The 19,400-nt window shown below is 70.6% G+C and carries 18 protein-coding genes; 8 read left to right on the forward strand and 10 right to left on the reverse strand.

The window, feature by feature from the left end:
- The first annotated feature begins 184 nt into the window (after positions 1-184).
- A complete protein-coding gene (locus ACPPVT_RS02625; RefSeq protein WP_426565186.1) occupies positions 185-805 on the forward strand; it encodes a DUF47 domain-containing protein in 621 nt (206 codons plus the stop codon).
- 5 nt (positions 806-810) lie between these two features.
- Complete coding sequence (locus tag ACPPVT_RS02630) at positions 811-1,803, forward strand: anion permease (protein WP_426565188.1); 993 nt, start codon at positions 811-813, stop codon at positions 1,801-1,803.
- A 66-nt stretch (positions 1,804-1,869) separates the two neighbouring features.
- On the opposite strand, the gene ACPPVT_RS02635 is transcribed toward ACPPVT_RS02630, so the two are convergent.
- The 6 genes from ACPPVT_RS02635 to ACPPVT_RS02660 all read right to left on the reverse strand — a co-directional run bounded on the left by ACPPVT_RS02635 (position 1,870) and on the right by ACPPVT_RS02660 (position 8,144).
- Positions 1,870-2,937, reverse strand: coding sequence for a hypothetical protein (locus tag ACPPVT_RS02635; RefSeq protein WP_426565189.1), 1,068 nt, complete (start codon positions 2,935-2,937; stop codon positions 1,870-1,872).
- Between the two features lie 142 nt (positions 2,938-3,079).
- On the reverse strand, positions 3,080-3,856 hold the full coding sequence (gene pstB / locus ACPPVT_RS02640; protein WP_426565191.1) for a phosphate ABC transporter ATP-binding protein PstB: 777 nt from the start codon (positions 3,854-3,856) through the stop codon (positions 3,080-3,082).
- A 22-nt stretch (positions 3,857-3,878) separates the two neighbouring features.
- Complete coding sequence (gene pstA / locus ACPPVT_RS02645; protein WP_426565193.1) at positions 3,879-4,793, reverse strand: phosphate ABC transporter permease PstA; 915 nt, start codon at positions 4,791-4,793, stop codon at positions 3,879-3,881.
- The gene (gene pstC / locus ACPPVT_RS02650) at positions 4,790-5,806 is read right to left on the reverse strand and encodes a phosphate ABC transporter permease subunit PstC (protein WP_426565195.1); all 1,017 of its coding nucleotides are present in this window, start codon (positions 5,804-5,806) and stop codon (positions 4,790-4,792) included. The genes pstA and pstC overlap by 4 nt, the downstream gene beginning before the upstream one ends.
- Before the next feature lie 92 nt (positions 5,807-5,898).
- Positions 5,899-6,996 carry a phosphate ABC transporter substrate-binding protein PstS gene (pstS, locus tag ACPPVT_RS02655; protein ID WP_426565197.1) on the reverse strand — a complete coding sequence of 366 codons (1,098 nt, stop codon included), beginning with the start codon at positions 6,994-6,996 and terminating at the stop codon, positions 5,899-5,901.
- Positions 6,997-7,172: 176 nt separating this feature from the next.
- The gene (locus ACPPVT_RS02660) at positions 7,173-8,144 is read right to left on the reverse strand and encodes an NUDIX hydrolase (RefSeq protein ID WP_426565199.1); all 972 of its coding nucleotides are present in this window, start codon (positions 8,142-8,144) and stop codon (positions 7,173-7,175) included.
- A gap of 125 nt (positions 8,145-8,269) precedes the next feature.
- Between ACPPVT_RS02660 and fabI the strand changes: the two genes are divergently transcribed.
- Positions 8,270-9,028, forward strand: coding sequence for an enoyl-ACP reductase FabI (gene fabI, locus ACPPVT_RS02665; protein WP_426565201.1), 759 nt, complete (start codon positions 8,270-8,272; stop codon positions 9,026-9,028).
- Between the two features lie 41 nt (positions 9,029-9,069).
- On the opposite strand, the gene ACPPVT_RS02670 is transcribed toward fabI, so the two are convergent.
- Together ACPPVT_RS02670 and mshD are read right to left on the reverse strand one after the other, a co-directional pair.
- Entirely contained in the window at positions 9,070-11,250 is a 2,181-nt protein-coding gene (locus tag ACPPVT_RS02670) for an RNA degradosome polyphosphate kinase (protein ID WP_426565203.1), read from the reverse strand.
- 55 nt (positions 11,251-11,305) lie between these two features.
- A complete protein-coding gene (gene mshD, locus ACPPVT_RS02675) occupies positions 11,306-12,352 on the reverse strand; it encodes a mycothiol synthase (RefSeq protein ID WP_426565205.1) in 1,047 nt (348 codons plus the stop codon).
- A gap of 169 nt (positions 12,353-12,521) precedes the next feature.
- Between mshD and ACPPVT_RS02680 the strand changes: the two genes are divergently transcribed.
- Positions 12,522-14,417: a bifunctional metallophosphatase/5'-nucleotidase gene (locus ACPPVT_RS02680; RefSeq protein WP_426565207.1), complete on the forward strand. Its 1,896-nt coding sequence runs from the start codon at positions 12,522-12,524 to the stop codon at positions 14,415-14,417.
- Between the two features lie 160 nt (positions 14,418-14,577).
- Here ACPPVT_RS02680 and ACPPVT_RS02685 read toward each other — a convergent pair whose 3' ends face one another.
- Positions 14,578-15,306 carry a winged helix-turn-helix transcriptional regulator gene (locus tag ACPPVT_RS02685; RefSeq protein WP_426565209.1) on the reverse strand — a complete coding sequence of 243 codons (729 nt, stop codon included), beginning with the start codon at positions 15,304-15,306 and terminating at the stop codon, positions 14,578-14,580.
- A gap of 208 nt (positions 15,307-15,514) precedes the next feature.
- Here ACPPVT_RS02685 and ACPPVT_RS02690 point away from each other — a divergent pair, with 208 nt between their 5' ends.
- Genes ACPPVT_RS02690 through ACPPVT_RS02705 form a run of 4 tightly spaced genes read left to right on the forward strand, consistent with a single transcriptional unit; the run spans position 15,515 to position 18,222 of the window.
- Positions 15,515-15,754: a MoaD/ThiS family protein gene (locus ACPPVT_RS02690; protein WP_426565211.1), complete on the forward strand. Its 240-nt coding sequence runs from the start codon at positions 15,515-15,517 to the stop codon at positions 15,752-15,754.
- A 52-nt stretch (positions 15,755-15,806) separates the two neighbouring features.
- Entirely contained in the window at positions 15,807-16,610 is an 804-nt protein-coding gene (locus tag ACPPVT_RS02695; protein ID WP_426565213.1) for a hypothetical protein, read from the forward strand.
- Between the two features lie 5 nt (positions 16,611-16,615).
- Positions 16,616-17,215, forward strand: coding sequence for a low molecular weight phosphatase family protein (locus tag ACPPVT_RS02700; protein ID WP_426565215.1), 600 nt, complete (start codon positions 16,616-16,618; stop codon positions 17,213-17,215).
- Positions 17,212-18,222: a hypothetical protein gene (locus ACPPVT_RS02705; RefSeq protein ID WP_426565217.1), complete on the forward strand. Its 1,011-nt coding sequence runs from the start codon at positions 17,212-17,214 to the stop codon at positions 18,220-18,222. The genes ACPPVT_RS02700 and ACPPVT_RS02705 overlap by 4 nt, the downstream gene beginning before the upstream one ends.
- Positions 18,223-18,238: 16 nt before the next feature.
- Here ACPPVT_RS02705 and ACPPVT_RS02710 read toward each other — a convergent pair whose 3' ends face one another.
- Positions 18,239-19,321, reverse strand: a complete 1,083-nt coding sequence (locus ACPPVT_RS02710) for an LCP family protein (protein WP_426565219.1) — start codon at positions 19,319-19,321, stop codon at positions 18,239-18,241.
- Between the last annotated feature and the right edge of the window lie 79 nt (positions 19,322-19,400).

Below are 19,400 nucleotides of genomic sequence, written 5' to 3' on the forward strand. Positions count from 1 at the left end.
CTACCAGGGCCGCTGCGTACGGCGTGTCGGGTGGGTTCGGCTCGGTTGATGGGCGGATACGTGACAGGCACCCTCCCCGAGCACCTACCATCATCCCTGGCCGCTGCTTGCGGCCAGCCGCCCACGCGGACCAGTAGGGCGAGACCCCCACACCCCCGCCAGCCGATCTGCCCGGAGCAGCAACGTGAGATTCAGCCTCACCCCCCAGGACAACAGCTTCTATGACCTGTTCTCCCAGCAGTCGGCCCACCTGGTGCAGGGCAGCGCCCTGCTCACCGAGGTGCTCGGCGCCGACGCGGAGGCGCGGGTCCAGCTGGGCAAGGACATGAAGGACCTCGAGCACGCCGCTGACGAGTCCACCCACGAGATCCTGCGCAAGGTGAACTCCTCGTTCATCACGCCGTTCGACCGCGAGGACATCTACTCGCTGGCCTCGAACCTGGACGACTGCATGGACCACATGGAGTCCGCGGTCGACCGGATCGTGCTGTACCAGATCGGCCACCTGCCGGACGGCGTGGCGGGCCAGGTCGAGGTGCTGGTGCGGATGTCCGAGCTGACCGCCGAGGCGATGCCGCGGCTGCGCTCGATGAAGGACCTCGCGGAGTACTGGATCGAGATCAACCGGCTGGAGAACCAGGGCGACCAGGTCTACCGCCGGCTGCTCGCTGAGCTCTTCGACGGCGACCTCAAGGCCACCGCGATCCTGAAGCTGAAGGACGTCGTCGAGGGCCTCGAGCACGCCGTCGACGCGTTCGAGACGGTCGCGCACACGGTCGAGAGCATCGCGGTCAAGGAGTCCTGACCCTCGTGGACCTGCTCCCGATCATCATGGTGATCACCCTTGCCATGGTGTTCAACTACACCAACGGGTTCCATGACTCGGCCAACGCGATCGCGACGTCCATCTCGACGCGCGCGCTGACCCCTCGGGTCGCCCTGGCGATGGCCGCGGTGGCGAACTTCGTCGGTGCGTTCGCCGGCCAGAAGGTCGCCGACACCGTCGGCAAGGGGATCATCGACCCGCCGTCCGGTTCGACCGGTCTGGCGATCTGCGCCGCGGCGCTGATCGGCGCCATCGGCTGGAACCTGCTGACCTGGTGGTTCGGCCTGCCCTCGTCGTCCTCGCACGCGCTGATCGGCGGCCTGGTGGGTGCGGCGCTGGCCGGCTCGGCGACGGTGCTGTGGTCGGGCGTCTGGGACAAGGTCGTCATCCCGATGATCCTGTCGCCGTTCGTCGGGCTCGTCGGCGGCTACCTGCTGATGCTGGTCATCCTGTGGCTGTTCCGGCGGTCCAACCCGGGCAAGACAGCGCGGGGCTTCCGTTCGGCGCAGACCGTCTCGGCCGCCGCGATGGCATTCGGGCACGGCCTGCAGGACGCCTCCAAGACCGCCGGGGTCGTCGTCCTCGCGCTGACCGTCGGCGGCTACCAGACGGGTACCGGCATCCCGCCCTGGGTGCTGCTGATGTCGGCCACGGTGATCAGCCTCGGCACGTACTCCGGCGGCTGGCGGATCATGCGCACGCTGGGTCGACGGATCATCCACCTCGACCCGCCGCACGGGTTCGCCGCAGAGACGACCGCCGCCTCGATCCTGTGGATCGCCGGTCGGGTCTTCGGTGCGCCGATCTCGACGACGCACGTCATCACGACGGCCATCATGGGCGTCGGCGCGACCAAGCGGCTCTCGGCAGTTCGCTGGGGGGTGGCCACCAACATCGTGACGGCGTGGGTGCTGACGATGCCCGGTGCGGGGCTGGTGGCCGCGGTCAGCTACTTCCTCATCGCGCGCTTCATCTGACCCCCCACCCCCCGCTTGCTCCCCCCCGCCCGCTTTGCACAGCTCAACCCGCTCCGAACGGCCGAGTCACCGGTCTGAGTTGAGCAAGGTCGGGACGGCACCGTGCCGGATGGCGCGGCCGGTGAATCGTGACCGGCTCCCCATCCCTCGGGCCCGTGCCGCTCGCGCCGCCACCGCAGCCGGGCGGCTCGCAATCTCGTAGGTGCTCCAGCGGACGACGACCACGCCCAGCTCCCGCAGGCAGGCCTCGCGCTCGTTCTGGGCGACCAGCTGTTGGCGCACGTGCGTGGCCACCTGCTCGGCGCTGGCCCGCTGATCCGTGGCAGCCTCGGCGCCGGGGGCATCGGCGAGGTACTTGCCCTGGCCGTCAGCTTCCAGCGCCACGCACACGTCGTCCCACCAACCGTCGACCCGTGCGACGAAACGCCCCGACGCATCCTGGATGGTCACCTGAGGTTCGGCCATCGGCAGCCCGAGCGCGGCGAGCTCGCAGAACGAGAAGCTCTCCAGCCAGGACTCGCGTCGGGGGTCGATGCGGCTCGCAGCCAGTGCGGCGCGAGCAGCATAGGGCCACGTTTCCTGCTGAGCGATCGTCCGGGCGAGCTGGGCCGCGCTGACCTCGTCACGGCGGAGCACGGCATCGGCGACCGCGACCGAGTCCGCTATTGGCAGGTGTCGCAGCAGGTCTGCGAGCGTCCGTGGCGGCGCCGTGCAGAGCAGCTGCACCGGCTCTCCGTCGACGTGCAGCCGTACGGGCTGGACGTCCCGCTCGGCCAGCCCCGCGACCTGCACGATGCCGCGCGGCCGGCGCCTGGTTGGCCCCGCACCGGAAGGGAGCGTGAGCGTCGGGGGACCGGCGCCGTACAGGGGGAGCGGCCAGCCGAACGCCGCGGCCGCGCTCAGGTGGCTCACGGCAGCGCCGGTCGGACCGTCAGCCAGCAGTGCGGCCGCCCGAACGACGTGCTGCTCTGCGGGGTCGAGCGCGGTGAGCCGGGCGGTCTCGGTGTAGCGCGCGCGGTGCAGCAGTGTCCACGCGCCGGATCTGACCCGCGATGTGACCTGGTGCTTGCTCAGGCCGCGCCGCAGGGCCTCGTCGCGGCTGAAGTGAAGGGGAAGGTGAGGGTCGTCTGGCACGCCCACCAGGCTGCCCGGGTTGCGCGGTGCCCCGCGGACGTCGTCCACAGGGCCGGACCACCGTTGCTCCACTCAGCCCGGCTGATCGGGTGGTTTGGGCGGGCTGAACTGAGCAAAGCGGGTGGAGGGGAGCAAGGGGGGGTCAGCCGAAGCGGCCGGAGATGTAGTCCTCGGTGGCCCGCTCGACCGGGTTGCTGAAGATTTTCGTGGTGTCGCCGAGCTCGATCAGCCGTCCGGGCTTGCCGGTCGCGGCCAGGTTGAAGAACGCCGTCCGGTCCGAGACCCGGGCCGCCTGCTGCATGTTGTGCGTGACGATGACGATCGTGTACTTCGACTTCAGCTGGCTGATCAGGTCCTCGATGGCCAGCGTCGAGATCGGGTCGAGCGCCGAGCACGGCTCGTCCATCAGCAGCACCTGCGGTTCGACGGCGATGGCCCGGGCGATGCACAGCCGCTGCTGCTGACCGCCGGAGAGCCCCGCGCCTGGTTTGGCCAGCCGGTCCTTCACCTCGGTCCACAGGTTGGCGCCGCGCAGCGACTTCTCGACGATCTCGATGAGCTTCGACTTGTTCTTGATCCCGTTGAGCTTCAACCCGGCCGCGACGTTGTCGAAGATCGACATCGTCGGGAACGGGTTGGGGCGCTGAAAGACCATGCCGACAGTGCGCCGCACCGACACCGGGTCGACCTCGCCGCCGTACAGGTCGCGGTCGTCCAGCCGGATCGACCCCTCGACGCGCGCGCCCGGGATCACCTCGTGCATCCGGTTCAGCGTCCGCAGGAACGTCGACTTGCCGCAGCCGGACGGCCCGATGAAGGCCGTGACGGAGCGAGGCTCGACGGTCATCGTGACGTCCTCGACGGCCTTGAAACCGCCGTAGTAGGCGTTCAGGTCCTTGATGTCGATGCGCTTGGCCATGGTGGCTACAGACTCCTTGTGACTACTGCTTGACGGAACCGAGACGGGCCACGATCCGCCCGGCGATGCTGAGGACGAGGATCAGGAGCACCAGCGTGAGCGCGGACGCCCAAACCCGGTCCAACGCGGGCTGGAGCACCTCGGTGCGGTCCTGGTTGATCATGGTCGGCAGGGCAGCCATGAAGCCGTTGAACATGTCGGTGTTGATCGACTTGGCGTACGGCCCGAGGATCAGCAAGGGGGCCGTCTCGCCCATCACCCGGGCCAGACCGAGCAGGACCCCGGTGACGATGCCGCTGAACGCCGTCGGCAGCACAACCTTGGAGATCGTGCGCCACTTCGGCACGCCGAGGGCGAACGATGCCTCACGCAGCTCGTTCGGGACCAGCTTCAGCATCTCCTCGGTGGACCGGACGACGACCGGCACCATGAGCAGCACGAGGGCGAGCGAGACGGCGAACGCGACTCGGTTCAGGCCGAGCGTGGTCACCCACAGCGCGTAGATGAACAGTGCCGCGACGATCGAGGGGATGCCGGTCAGGATGTCCACCATGAAGCTGACCAGGCGGGCCAGCTTCCCGCGCCCGTACTCCACGAGGTAGACGGCGGTCAGCACCCCGATCGGCACCGAGATGATCGCGGTGACCAGCGCTTGCAGCAGCGTCCCGATGATCGCGTGGTACGCCCCTCCGCCGACCCGACGGGCGGTGATGCCCTGCTGGGAGTTGGTCCACCAGTGCACGTCCAGCAGTAGGTGGAAGCCCTTGCTGATGACCGTGAACAGGATCCAGGCGAGCGGCACGATGGCCAGCAGGAAGCAGGCGCAGACCAGGATGGTCGCCGTGACGTTTCGCACCTGCCGGCCACGCGAGCGGTGGGTCAGCTGATCGGTGCCGAGGGCTGCGGTCGGCGTCGGGTCCGTGGTCAGGATGCTCATTCGGTGAACTCCTTCCTGCGCTCGATGACCACTCGCGCGATCGCGTTGACGATGAACGTCAGGATGAAGAGCACCAGGCCGGCGGCGATGAACGCGCCGGCCTTCTGCGGGCTGTCGAACTCCGCCGCGTTGTTGGCGATCCGGCTGGCGAAGGTCTCGCCGCCGTTGAAGATCGACCACGACCAGGACGTGCCGCCGGCCAGGCTGCTGACGATGATCGTGACGGCGATGGTCTCGCCGAGTGCCCGGCCCAGCCCGAGCATGGCCGCGGAGATGACGCCCGGGCGACCGAACGGCAGGACGGCGGTCCGGATCATCTCCCACTTGGTGGCCCCGAGTGCCAGGGCGGCTTCCTTGTGGGCGTTCGGGGTCTGCGCGAACACCTCGCGCGACAGCGCCGTGACGATCGGCAGGATCATCATCGCCAGCACGATCGAGGCGAGGAAGATCGTTCCCGACGAGTTGATCGTGGTGTCCGAGGAGAACAACGGGAACCAGCCGAACACGCTGACGATCCACCCCTGTACGTCGAGCACGTACGGGCCTAGCACCTTGATCCCCCACAGCCCGAAGATGATCGACGGCACGGCGGCCAGCAGGTCGACCAGGGCGGCGAAGGGGCTGGCCAGCCGCTTGGGGGCGTACTGGGTCAGGAACAGTGCCACCCCGATCGCGATGGGCACCGCGATCAGCATTGCCAGGGTCGCGATGATGATCGTCGCCCACAAGAGGTCGGCGATCCCGAACCGCAGGGTGTCGCCGTCAACGTCCCAGACCCGGGACGTCAGGAAGTTCGCATGGTTGTCGGCCAGCGAGGGGATGGCCTGGCTGAGCAGGAACACCCCGACGAGGGTGACCATTGCGATGACCAGCAGTCCGGCTCCGCGCGCGGCACCAGCGAAGAGTCGGTCACCGAGGCGTCCGGTCGAGGGGCCGTCCCCCGGCTCCGTCGAGCCGGGCTGGTGCGGTTCACCGTCCCCCAGCACGTCAGCCGGGGGCGTCGCTACGGACATCTGAGCCTCTCGTCTTCGTTGTCACCGGAGGAAGCCAGCCGCCCCTCCCATGTCCCTGCGCACGGGAGAGGCGGTCTGGCCGCGTCGGTTGGTCAGTTGATCGCCGCGACGGCCGCGGCCACCTTGGCCTGCAGGTCCGCCGGCAGCGGGGCGTAGCCGAGGTCAGGCAGCGTCGCCTGGAACTCGGTGCCGGAGAAGTGCGTCAGGAAGGACTTCAGGAGCGCGGTCTGGCCGGCCTCCAGGCCCTTGCTGCAGACGACCTCGTAGGTCACCAGGATGACCGGGTAGGCGCCCGGCTCCTTGGTGGCGTAGTCCAGCTTGAGCGCCAGGTCGTTCCCGGTGCCCACCTGCGTCGCCGTCTGGACCGACTTCGCGACGGTATCGGCGGTCAGCTCGACCGGGCCGCCACCGTTGTCCACCTGCGCGATACCGAGCTTGGCGTCCTTCGCGTAGGACCACTCGACGTAGGTGATGCCACCCTCGGTGTTGGTCACGCCGTCGGTCACGCCTGCCGACTTCTCCTTGCCCTCGCCCTTGCCGGTCCACTTCTTGCCCGGGTCGGACGTCCAGGCGGCCGGTGCGGCCGCATGCAGCCACTTGGTGAAGTTCTCCGTGGTGCCCGACTCGTCGGAGCGGAAGAAGACCTTGATCGGGCTGGACGGCAGGTTGGCGTCGGGGTTGACCTTGGCGATCGCCGGGTCGTTCCAGGTGGTGATCTTGCCGCTGAAGATGTTCGCGGCCACCTCGGGCGTCACGACCAGCTTGTCGACGCCGGCCAGCTTGTAGGCGACCGCGATCGGGCCGGTGACCATGGGCAGGTTCCAGGCGGGGTTGTTCTTGCAGCGCTTCGCGGCGTCGGCCGGCTCGCCCTTGTCGGCGTTCAGCGCCGAGTCGGAGCCGGCGAAGTCGACCTGGGCGGCGATGAACTGCTTGATGCCCGCGCCTGAGCCGGTGGGGTTGTAGTTGACCTTGGCGGCCGAGCACGTGTCACCGAAGGAGGCGATGGCCTCGTCGATCGCGTTCTTCTGCGCGGACGAGCCCTCGCCGTTCAGCGTGCCCGACGGGCACGAGCTCGATGATGCGCCAGCCCCCGCGGCGTCGTTGCTGTTGTTGTCGGAGCCGCAGGCCGTCAGGGCCAACGCGCCGACGAGCGCCACGCCGGCGAACCGGCCCACTCGCTTGATCGTCACAGTTTCGTCCATCCCCGTGTGAGGTCGCGACACGGCAGGGCGCCGCGTCGCTTCGGACGTTAGGGAGGCTGGGTGAAGCGATGACTGGTCGAAGGTGAACGTCGGGTGAACGGCTGCGGGCGGGTCGTCGTCCTGTTCGCGGCCTGCGGGAAAGCGCCAGGTGAACGACCCCGGCGTCAGTACGTGTCGTGCCGCTCCACGGCCACCACCCGGGCGTCGTCCCCGCGACCGCGGACGTGTGCCACCAGCACCTCGCCCTTGACCAGTCCGGGGCCGGCCGACTCGCGCAGGGCCTCGGCGACGTCCGCGGAGTCCGTCCGCTCGGCCAGCTCGCGAAGCACGGTCGGCAGCACCGGTCGGTGCGTGCACAGGGCCGCGGGCTCGCCGTGGGCGAGCAGCTTGTCCAGCGCCTTCGACAGCCGGCTGCCGTCCTTGGCGAAGCCTTCCTCGCTGAGCGAGTGCTTGCCGCGCAGGCGCAGACCGGCGGACCGGGCGTACGGCGCCAGCGTCGCCGCGCAGCGCTCGGTGTCCGAGGTGACCAGCCGCTGCACGTGGTACGCGGCCAGCACCGGCACCAGCTCGGCCGCCCGCTCCTTGCCCGGCTCGTTGAGCGGCCGGACGTCGTCCTCGCCCTTCCAGCGGCTGCGCGGAACGGTGCTGGCGTGCCGGATCACCAGCAGCGGCCAGGAGTCCAGCGCACCGCCGTCCGCGGCCGCCAGCAGCGCGTCCAGCTGCATCTGGTCACGTCGGTAGCGCAGCGTCCGACGGGCCTTGGCGGCCGGCAGCCAGCGCACCTCGTCGACCTCCTGGGCGATCGGTCCGCCGGTCGCGATCACCTGCGCCGCCCAGTACTGCACCACCTTCGGCCGGTGCGGGCGCGGCGCGCCGACCCGGTAGCGGGCCAGCGGCAGCGGGATACCCAGCCGGGCGTGCAGGCCGGTCTCCTCGAGCACCTCGCGCACCGCTGCCTCGGCCCAGGACTCGCCCGGGTCCAGCTTGCCCTTCGGCCAAGACCAGTCGTCGTACTTGGGCCGGTGCACGATGGCCACCTCGAGCCGCTTGCCGCGCCCACGCCACAGCAGGGCGCCGGCGGCGCGGACCGTGCCGTCGTCCACCGGGACGGGCAGCGCGACCGCCGGCGCGGTCATCGCCCGCACCGGGCCGGGGCAGCAGGTCGGCCGACACTCATGGCTCGATGGTGGCATTCCCGCTCGGTATGCTCCACCACCGGCTCGTTAACTGTTCGTCACGACCAGCACGGAAAGGACGTCGCATGCTGCTGGAGGGCAAGAAGCTGCTCGTCACCGGGGTCCTGACGGACTCCTCCATCGCCTTCCACGTGGCCCGGCTGGCCCAGGAGCAGGGCGCACAGGTCGTGCTCACCTCATTCGGGCGCACGATGAAGATCACCCAGGTGATCGCCCGGCGGCTGCCCGAGCAGGCGCCGGTGCTCGAGCTCGACGTCACCGACGCCGAGCACCTCGCCTCGCTGGCCGCGCGGGTCGGCGAGCACGTCGACCAGCTGGACGGCGTCGTGCACTCGATCGGGTTCGCCCCGCCGGGGGCCTTCGAGTTCATGACGGCCGGCTGGGACGACGTAGCCACCGCGCTGCACACCTCGGCATACTCCCTGAAGGCGCTCGCGGCCGCGACCCAGCCGCTGCTGCGGCAGGGTTCGTCCATCGTCGGGCTCACCTTCGACGGGTCGTACGCCTGGCCGGTCTACGACTGGATGGGCGTCTCGAAGGCCGCCTTCGAGGCCGTGAACCGCTACTGCGCCAGGGATCTCGGGCCGCAGGGCGTTCGGGCGAACCTGGTCAGCGCCGGGCCGATCCGGACGACGGCGGCCAAGTCGATCCCGGGGTTCCAGGCGTTCGAGGACACCTGGGACGAGCGGGCGCCGCTCGGCTGGGACGTGGACAACCCGGTGCCGGCCGCGCAGGCGTGCGTCGCCCTGCTGTCCGACTGGTTCCCGGCCACGACCGGCGAGATCGTGCACGTCGACGGTGGCGTGCACGCCATGGGGCAGTAGGGCGTTCGTCCAGCCGGCGCCGTGCACCCGACTCCGGACGCCTAGCGGCGCCGGGCCCTGCGCCGCTGGCGTCCCAGCCGCTCGGCCACCACGGTCTGCAGGTCCTGCAGCGGTGCGCCCGCGTCGTCCAGGTGGTGCCGCGTCCAGGTGCCGTCCGCCCCCAGGTGGAAGGACGACGTCTCGTCGCTCATCGCGGTCTCCAGCAAGGTGCGTAGCTCGCCGACGTGCTGCGGGTTCTCCAGCCGCACCAGCGCCTCGACCCGCCGGTCCAGGTTGCGGTGCATCATGTCCGCGCTGCCGATCCAGCAGGCGGTCTCCTCCGGTTCGCGCTCGGGCGGGCCGAACATGAACACCCGCGAGTGCTCCAGGAAGCGACCCAGAACGCTGCGCACCCGGATGTTCTCGCTCAGCCCGGGCACCCCCGGTCGGATCGCGCAGATGCCGCGGACCAGCACGTCGACCGGCACCCCGGCACCGGAGGCCCGGTAGAGCGCCTCGATCAGCTGCTCGTCGACGATCGAGTTGAGCTTGATCGAGATGGACGCCGGACGGCCGGCCTCCGCGTGCGCGATCTCGCCCTCGATCTGCTCGATCAGCCCGAGCCGCAGGGACCGCGGTGCGACCAGCAGCCTCTTGAACCGGGTGCGCGGCGCGTAGCCGGACAGCTGGTTGAACAGCCGGGTCAGGTCCTCCCCGACCTTGGGGTCAGTGGTCAGCAGGCCGAGGTCCTCGTACAGCCGGGCGGTCTTCGGGTTGTAGTTGCCGGTGCCGATGTGGCAGTAACGACGCAGCCCGTCGGCCTCCTGGCGCACCACGAGCGCGAGCTTGGCATGGGTCTTCAGGCCGACCATCCCGTAGACGACGTGCACGCCGGCCTGCTCGAGCTTGCGGGCCCAGGTGATGTTGGCCTGCTCGTCGAAGCGGGCCTTGAGCTCCACGATCGCGAGCACCTGCTTGCCGGCCTCGGCGGCGTCGATCAGCGCGTCCACGATCGGTGAGTCACCGCTGGTCCGGTACAGCGTCTGCTTGATCGCCAGCACCCTCGGGTCGGCCGCCGCCTGCTCCAGGAACGCTTGCACCGAGGTGGAGAACGAGTCGTAGGGGTGGTGCAGCAGCACGTCACGTGTGCGCATCGCGGCCAGGATGTCGCCGGGCTTGCTGGTCTCGATGCCCTCGGTGAGGTCGCGGTGGGTGCCGCCGACGAACGAGGGGTAGCGCAGTTCGCTACGCGTCAGGTCGGCGACCAGGTTCAGGCCGGTCAGGTCCAGCGGCGCCGGTAGCCGGTAGACCTCGCTCTCGGACACGCCCAGCTCGCGCACCAGCAGGTCCATCACGTGGTCGTCGGTGTCGTCGTCCACCTCGAGCCGCACCGGCGGTCCGAACCGGCGTCGCATGAGCTCCTTCTCCAGCGCCTGCAACAGGTTCTCGGCGTCGTCCTCCTCGACCTCGAGGTCCTCGTTGCGGGTCACCCGGAAGCTGTGGTGGGTGATCACGTCCATCCCGGGGAAGAGCTGGTCCAGGTGTGCGGCGATGACGTCCTCGAGCGGCACGAACCGGGACTTGTACGGGTCGGCCAGGGCCGGGTCGACCCCGGTCACGGAGGCGCCGACGTCCTCCACCGCGATGAACCGGGGCAGCAGCGGCGGCACCTTGACCCGGGCGAAGTGCTCCTTGAGCGTCTTGGTGTTGCGGACCACGACCGCCAGGTTGAGGGAGAGCCCGGAGATGTAGGGGAACGGGTGCGCCGGGTCGACGGCCAGCGGGGTGAGCACCGGGAAGATCTGCTCGCGGAACATCTCCTGCAGGCGCTCCTGCTCGACGGTGCTGAGCTCGTCCCAGCGCACCACCGTGATGCCCTCGCTGGCCAGCGCCGGGCGGACATCGTCCTGGAACGCGCGGGCGTGCCGCTGCATGAGCTCCTGGGCCAGCATGCTGATCTGGTCCAGCACATCGCGCGGTTCCATGCCGGCCGCCGAACGCACGGCGATGCCGGTCGCGATGCGCCGCTTGAGCCCGGCCACCCGCACCATGAAGAACTCATCCAGGTTGCTGGCGAAGATGGCCAGGAACCGCGCCCGCTCCAGCAGCGGCAGCGCGGGGTCCTCGGCCAGCTCGAGCACGCGCTCGTTGAACTGCAGCCAGCTCGTCTCACGGTCCAGGAACCGCTCCGGGTCCGGCTCGGTGGACTGGGGCCGGCCGGCCGGCTCGATCGCGACGGTCATGACCTGATCGTGCCACCGTCACATGAACGTCCGGTAGCGCCCAACCGCTATCTGGTCAGAGCGCGCTGCGCTCGTGCCGTCGGGAGTACTGGACGTCGACGTCCCAGCGGGTGAACCCCAGCCGGGTGTAGGTCCGCACGGCCGCCTCGTTGTCGGCGTCCACGTAGAGCATCGCCTGGGTCAGCCCGACCGAGCGCAGGTGGTGCAGGCCGGCGACCGTCAGGGCTCGACCGAGCCCGCGGCCCTGGTGCGCGGGGGCGACGCCGACGACGTACACCTCGCCGATCGGCTGGTGGCCGTGCCCCTGGCCCTGTCCCTGGCCAGATCCCGCGCCGGACGGCGTCCCGCCGTGCACCTTGGTCCAGTGGAACCCGGCCATCTCGCCGTCCGGTCCGTCCAGTACCAGGAACCCGTCCGGGTCGAACCAGTCCTCGGCCATCCGGTGCTCGAGGTCGGACGACGTCCACTGCCCCTGCTCGGGGTGGTGCGCGAAGGCGGCGGCGTTGACCGCCAGCCAGGCCTCGTCGTCCAGCCCGGGTCGGAAGCTGCGCAGATGGTAGCCGGGTGGCAGGTCCTGGGCGGGCAGCTCGACGCGCAGCGACCGCCGCATCTGCCAGAGCTCACGCACCGAGGCGTAGCCCAGCGACAGCGCCAGCGCGCGGGCCGCCGGCTGGTGGCCGTGCGCCCACAGCCGCAGCCGGCCGTCGGGGGACATGGTCTGCAGGTGCTCGACCATCAGCCGGCCGATGCCGTGCCCGCGCAGGTCCGGGTGCACGACGACCTCGGCGCTGGAGCCCTCGACCGGGTCGGTGGGGTCCAGGTGGGCGTAGCCGGCCAGCCGCTCCACCCCGGTCAGCGGGTCGTCGTCCCCGACCGGGCTGGTGAACACCAGCAGGTGCCGGTCCGCGCTCGGTGCGGACGACGGCAGGTGCAGCATCACGTGCTCGCTCAGCGGGTGCAGGCCGTCCGCCTCGGTGGCGGCGGCGACCAGCGCGGTCACGGCCTCCAGGTCGTCGGCCGCGAGCTTCTCGTGCACCTCGACCCGTGCGTCCAGGTCGACTGGCTGGTCGGCTCGTCGGTCGGTCGGCTGGTCTGCTGGCACGGGCCGAGCCTAGGGCGGAGCAGACACGAACACCCAGTTGTCATCTCTTGGGCACCAGATGGTGGTGATTCGTGACATCTGCGGTCTGTCGGACGTTGCGCCGGACCGTTACGGTGCCGGACAAGTCGGAGGATCCACCCCGTCCGACCTGTCCAGAACAGGGAGTGTCATGTCATCGCGTCGCACCCGTCGGCTGACGCAGGCTCTGGCCATCACCTCGGCCGCCGCTATCGCCGTCACGTTGTCGTCGTCGTCCGCCCTCGCCGGCGGCTCGACGGCTGGAAAGGCCAAGGGTCCCGCAGCCAAGCCGCGCACGACCCAGATCCAGCTGCTGTCCTTCAACGACTTCCACGGAAACCTCGAGGCGCCGGCCGGCTCCGGCGGCCGGCTCACCACCGGCTACGTGGAGACCCAGAACCCGACCACCGGGGTCTTCTCGGCGACCGCCACGACGGTGGACGCCGGAGGCGTGGAGTACCTGGCCACGCACCTCAAGGACGCCCGGGTCGGCCACAAGGACACGCTGACCGTGGCCGCCGGTGACCTGATCGGCGCGTCGCCGCTGCTGTCGGCCGCGTTCCACGACGAGCCCACGGTCGAGGCGATGAACTCGCTCGGCCTGGATGTCACCTCGGTGGGCAACCACGAGTTCGACGAGGGCTACAAGGAGCTGCAGCGCATCGCCAAGGGCGGCTGCATCGACGACGGCCCGGATGGCGCGAACAACCAGAACTCCTGCGCCGCGCACACCTTCACCGGCGCGAAGTACCCGATCCTGGCCGCCAACGTCCGCTACACCGGCACGCTGAAGCGGATCCTGCCGCCGTACTGGATCAAGACGTTCAAGGACGGCGCGAAGGTCGCGTTCATCGGGATGACCCTCAAGGACACGCCGAGCATCGTCACCAAGTCCGGGATCGCCGGCCTCACGTTCGACGACGAGGCGACCACTGCGAACCTGCTGGTTCCGGTGCTGAGGAAGAAGGGCGTCAAGGCGATCGTCGTGCTGGTGCACCAGGGCGGCACCCCGGCGGTCACCACGTACACCGCCGAGCACGGCACCTACAACGTGGCGCCGCCGTTCGACGCGACCTGCTCGACGGACACCAAGAACGGCGTCAAGGGTGCCCAGCTCACCGGCGACAGCCCGATCCTGGACATCTCGCGTCGGCTCGACCCGCAGATCGACATGGTGATCTCCGGGCACACCCACCAGCCGTACATCTGCACCCAGGACGACCCGAACGGCCAGCCCCGGCTGATCACCAGCGCGTCGTCCTTCGGTCGGCTGTTCACCGAGACGAACCTGACCTACGACCTGAAGAAGGGCGACATCCAGCGCGCTTCCGTGCAGGGCACCAACGTCGTCGTCACCCGTGACGTCGCCAAGGACCCGGCGCAGACCTCGCTGATCAACACCTACAACACGCTGGTCCAGCCGATCGCCAGCAAGGTGATCGGGCAGGTGGCCGGTGGTGCCACGCTGCCGAAGACCGGCGCCGATGACGAGACCTCGCTCGGCCGGCTGATCGCGGACGCGCAGAAGAACGACGCGACGTTGCCGCCCGGCGGGGCAACGCCGCAGATCGCGTTCATGAACCCCGGTGGCATCCGGGCCGACTTGATACCGGCCGCCAACGGTGACGTGACCTTCGGGGCGGCGTTCACCGTGCAGCCGTTCAACAACTACGTCGTCGCGATGACCATGACGGGCCAGCAGATCTACGACCTGCTGGAGCAGCAGTGGTCCGGCGCCAACGCCTCGGCGGTGAAGATCCTGCAGGTCAGCGAGGGCTTCACGTACTCCTACAGCGCTTCGGCGCCGGCCGGGTCCAAGGTCGTGCCGGGCAGTGTCGCGCTGAACGGCACCGCGATCGACAAGGCGGCCTCGTACCGGGTGGCGGCCAACTCGTTCCTGTCGGACGGCGGGGACAACTTCCCGTCGTTCGCGGCGGCGACGGGCAAGTACTTCGGCGGGCTCGACATCGACGCCTTCGCGAACTACCTGACCGCGCACTCGCCGTACACCCCGATCGACACCGACCGGATCACCCGGCTCCCGTAACGGCGGCTTGCTCCACCCAAACCGCTTTGCTCCACCAGACCCGCTTCTCGTCGCCGAGAATGCGGGTCTCGTGGAGCAAAGCGCGCTGGGTGGAGCAACCCCCTGGGCGGGGCGGATGGGGCGGGGCGGATGGGGCGGGGCGGGGTCAGGCGGGGTGGCGTCAGGCGGGGGAGGGGACGGTGACGTCGGACGTCGCGCCCGCGCTTTCGCGGCCCGGCGGCACGAAGCGGTAGCCGACGTTGCGCACCGTGCCGATCTGCTGCTCGAACTCGGGCCCGAGCTTGGCACGCAGCCGGCGCACGTGGACGTCGACCGTCCGGGTGCCGCCGTAGTAGTCGTAGCCCCAGACCTCCTGCAGCAGCTGGGCCCGGGTGAAGACCCGCCCCGGGTGCTGGGCCAGGAACTTGAGCAGCTCGAACTCCTTGTACGTCAGGTCCAGCGCGCGCCCGCGCACCTTGGCCGAGTACGTGACCTCGTCGATCACCACGTCGCCGGCGCGGATCTCCGGCGCCAGGTCGTGCTCGGTCTCGGCGGCCATCAGCGCACGGCCGATCGCCAGCCGCAGCCGCGCCTCGACCTCAGCCGGACCCGCCGTGACGAGCAGCACGTCGTCCGCGCCCCACTCGGCGCTGACCGCGGCCAGCCCACCCTCGGTGACCACCAGCAGCAACGGCGCGGACAGCCCGGTCGTGCGCATCAGCCGGCACAGCGACCGAGCGGGGGCCAGGTCGCGGCGGGCGTCCACCAGCACGGCGTCGGTCGGCGGCGTCTCCACCAGGGCCGAGGCCTCAGCAGGCAGCACCCGCACCTGATGGGCGAGCAGGCCCAGAGCCGGAACCACCTCGGCGCTGGGCGCGAGGTCGTTGGTGAGCAGCAGCAGTCTCGCCACGTGCGGGCCCTCCTTCCGGCGACGGGATCGGGCCGGCGATGCTCTCGCGCAGTGGTGCTGGAAAACTGGCGGCGCTCGCGCACGACCCCTGTGGGGTCGGGCCGCGTTGACCGACCACTGCAGAATAGGGCACGTCGTCCCAACAGGCGGCGTTCCGTCCCGCTTGTTGAGACGCGCTGCACCGAGACCCGACCGAAGGGAGGCCGCGGTGGCCGAGGTGACCGTGCGCTACTGGGCCGGCGCCCGGGACGCGGCAGGGCGGGACGACGAGCGCCTGGCCGCGACCTCCGTGCAGGCGCTGCTGGCCGAGCTGTGCGCCCGGCCCGGCCCCCTGGCCGAGGTGGTCCGGCGCTCCTCGGTGTTGGTGGACGGACTGGTCGTGCGCGACGACCTCGAGCTGCTCGACGGGCAGACCGTCGAGGTGCTGCCGCCGTTCGCCGGGGGATGACCGGCCGCTGACCTGGCCGCTGACCTGGCCGCTGACCTGGCAGGATGCTCCCGTGACCGGCTCCGACGACGCCATCGGCGACCTCACCGTGGTGCCGACGCTGCCCGGTACGCCACGGGGCGCCATCCGCTACTGGACGACCGGCGTCGCCGTCGTGCTCGCCGGTCTGCTCGCCCTCGGCGGCTACGCCGGCGCGATCCCGCTGGCCGCTGCGGCGCTCGCCGTGGTCGTGCTGCTGGCCTGGGGGTGGCCGGCGCTGGTCGACCTGCCCTCTCCGCGCGGGACCACGACGGTGCTCTGCCTGGGCGGCGCGGCGTGCGTGGTGTCGGTCGCCGCCGCGGACGCCGAACCGCGACTGAACTGGCTCGCGCTGGCGCTGGCCGGCTCGGTGATCGCCGAGTTCGTTCACCAGCTGCTGCGGCGGGACGGCCGTCCTCGGATGGTGGAGTCGGTGTCCGGCACGATCGCCGGCCTCGTGGTGCTGGGCTCGCTCAGCGCGGTCCTCGCGCTGCTCGACGCGCCCGCCGGGGCGGCGGGAGTGCTGACCTGGGCCGTGTCGGTTGCGGTGGCCCTGCTGGCGCAGGTCGCCCCGGTCTCCTCGCGCATCGTGATCGCGGTGGGCGCTGTGCTGGCCGCGGTGGTCGGCGGCCTGCTCGGCCTGCTGCTGGACGGCATGACGCCGCTGGCCGGTGCGCTGACCGGCGTGATCTGCGGCGCCGTCGCGCTGGTGGTGCACCAGTTGCTCGCCGTGCTGCCGGCCGCCGGACGGGCGCCCGGCTGGCTGGCCCTCGCGGCCGCGCCGCTGGCCACGACCGGGATGCTCGGGTACGTCATCCTGCGACTGGCTCTGGGGTGATGGACGTGACCGCCGGTCCACTCCACCCCGGGCCCGCCCGGGTGCTGTTCGTCTGCACCGGCAACGTGTGCCGCTCCCCGCTTGGCGCCGCGCTGCTCCGCACCTACCTGGCTCGGCAAGGCGTCGACGATACCGAGGTGCACGTCGCGTCGGCGGGCGTGAGAGCGCTCCAGGGGCAGCCGATGACGCGTCAGACGGAGCGGGAGCTGCTCGCTCTCGGCGGAGTCTCCACAGCCTTTGCGGCGCGCCAGCTGCTGCCCGAGATGGTCAGGTCGGCCGACCTGGTCGTCACCGCCGAGCGCTCCCATCGGGCCGAGGTGGTACAGCTCGCCCCGCGGGCGCTGCGCTACAGCTTCACGCTGCGCGAGCTAAAGCGCCTGCTCGATGACGCCGATCTCGACGTCCTACCGGCGGACCCGGCCTCTCGGCTGCGTGAGCTGGCGCACGTGGCGTCCATGCGTAAGGGCATGGCGCCCCCGACCCCACCGGAGGACGACGACATCCCAGACCCGTATCGCGGCACCGACGCCGACTACGCCCTGACCTCGCGTCACCTCGAGCCGGCCGTCCGCAGCCTGGCCGCGGCGATCGGCGGGCGCGAGTGAGCCGGATCGAGCCGTCGAGCAGGTACGCCCGGATCGGCACGGCCGCGGTGGTGGCGCTCGCAGTGGTCAACGTCGTCCTGATCGCCCTGGCGATGAACCAGAGCGCGCAACGCGACCAGCCGATCGGGCCGGCCGCGAACTTCGCGCAGGTCACGCCCTCGCCGTCCCCGTTCGACACGCCACTGGACGCCACCACGACGAGCTCGCCCGCCTCGACGCCGACCACGACCACGACCGCGACCGCAGCGACCAGCGTCCCGGCCGTCCCGCTACGGGTCATGGTCTCGGCGGTCGGCCCGGACGTGGCCTGGCGGGTGACTTCACCGGCCTGCTCGTCGCTCGGCGTCGTCAGCGCCCAGTCGTCCGCCGATGGCGGCCGCAGCTGGCGTCCGTCGCCGCTGCCGGTCGGCGTGGTGGTGCGCCTGCAGGCGACCTCCGTCGACCGGGCCTTCGTGATCGCCGCCGACGGCACGTCGCCGCCGTGCGCCGCGCGGTACCGCTCGACAGCCAACGGGGATGCCTGGTCGTCCGGACGCGATCCCAGTCGGGCCTGGTACCGCTCGCCCGCGGACCTGCACCGGATCGCCGTGCCGGGCGGCGCGTCCGGGCAGCCGTGCGGGTCGACGCGGGACGTCGTCGACCTGCTGCCGGCTGGCAACGTCCGGGCAGCCGCCCTGTGCTCGGACGGCACCGTCGTCCAGACCGCCGACGCGGCCGCGACCTGGGCCGCCGTGGCGAAGGTCCCCGGTGCGGTGGCGATCGCCGACAACCCCTCCGGCAGCGGCTATGTGGCTGCCGTCCGCGGCGTGGGGGAGTGCGCGGGAGTGTCCGTCGTGACGGTGCGACACGCGCCTCGGCCGCTCGGCTGCATCGCGGAGCTGCCGAACGACACCGGCGCCGGCATGGTGGCCGTGTCATCGGCGGAGCAGACGGTCTGGGTCGTTGCCGGACCCGCGGTCTACGTCTCCACCGACGCGGGCCGGACGTTCACTCGCCGAGCCGGCTGAGCGGCCCCCCGGGCGCTCACATCGAGCGGGCGGGGTTCACCTTGAGGTACTGGGCGACCTGGTCGGTGAGCATCGCATCGGAAAGTTCGGTCATCCGCTTGGTGTCCAGCACGTCGATGGAGGCGCCGGCGGTGGTGGTGCCGAAACCGGTGATCGGCGCCTGCAGGAACTGGATGTCGGCGCCTCGCACCCCGCGCAGTGACAAGGCGGTGGAACGAATCTCGCCCTGGCCCAGCGTGTCGTCGACGGTGACGTTCTGCGCGCCGGTCCGGACGAGGTTCAGCAGGCGGCCGGGGTGGCTCAGGGTGTCTCGGCTGGTTCCGCGCAGCATCAGCGCCCGGACGACCTCCTGCTGGCGCTCGACCCGGTCCAGGTCACCGCCCGGCAGGCCGTGACGCTGCCGCACGTACTGCAGCGCCTCGTCGCCCTGGATGGTGATCTGACCCTTTGGCCAGTGGTAACTGCCGACGGACGACGCGTGCGCGTTGTTCACGGTCACCCCGCCGACCAGGGTGGTGAGCCGGCGCAGGCCCTGGAAGTCGATGACCGCCACATGGTCGATCCGCACGGAGGTCAGCTGCTCGAGCGTGCTGACCAGCAGGGGCGCGTCGCCCACCGAGTACGCGGCGTTGATCTTGTTCTTGCCGTGGCCCGGTATGGGGACGTACAGGTCGCGAGGGAACGCGATCAGATAGACCTTGTCCCGCTTGGCGGTCACGTGCGCGATCATGATCGTGTCCGAGCGCTCGCCGTCCACGATGGGCCCGTCCTCGCCCGCACGGGAGTCGGAGCCGATCAGCAGGTAGTTGAGCGCCTTCCCGGCGTCTCCCTCGGGCTTGGCGGGCCGGTCCGTGAGTCCCTTGAGCAGGGACGGGTCACGCTTGAGGTTCCCGCCCAGCGTCCGGTCGAGCGCGAACAGGTACCCGCACGCCGACAGGGCTCCAAGCAGCAGGATGACGGCGGCGGCGATCAACGCGATGCGTGCCCGGCGCGGACGACGGCCGGTTACGGCGTCCGGACCAGGGGTCGCGTCTGCCTGCAGGGGCAGCGACGAGGTCTGGTCTTCGTAGGCCGGATCGGCGTCATGGGACAGGGGCACGACTACAAAGAATACGCTTCGTAGTTGGCCAGTCACGCCCAGATGGCAGGTTCTTCGCAGATCCTCCCCAAGCGCGGAC

The sequence above is a fragment of the Angustibacter sp. McL0619 genome, assembly GCF_049994355.1.
GTDB lineage: Bacteria > Actinomycetota > Actinomycetes > Actinomycetales > Angustibacteraceae > Angustibacter.

Coding starts and splice junctions, on each gene's coding strand:
- ACPPVT_RS02670 (WP_426565203.1), bottom strand. CDS start 11,250: ATGACCGTCGCGATCGAGCCGGCCGGCCGGCCCCAGTCCACCGAGCCG.
- pstB (WP_426565191.1), bottom strand. CDS start 3,856: ATGGCCAAGCGCATCGACATCAAGGACCTGAACGCCTACTACGGCGGT.
- pstC (WP_426565195.1), bottom strand. CDS start 5,806: ATGTCCGTAGCGACGCCCCCGGCTGACGTGCTGGGGGACGGTGAACCG.
- fabI (WP_426565201.1), top strand. CDS start 8,270: ATGCTGCTGGAGGGCAAGAAGCTGCTCGTCACCGGGGTCCTGACGGAC.
- pstA (WP_426565193.1), bottom strand. CDS start 4,793: ATGAGCATCCTGACCACGGACCCGACGCCGACCGCAGCCCTCGGCACC.
- ACPPVT_RS02660 (WP_426565199.1), bottom strand. CDS start 8,144: ATGACCGCGCCGGCGGTCGCGCTGCCCGTCCCGGTGGACGACGGCACG.
- ACPPVT_RS02680 (WP_426565207.1), top strand. CDS start 12,522: ATGTCATCGCGTCGCACCCGTCGGCTGACGCAGGCTCTGGCCATCACC.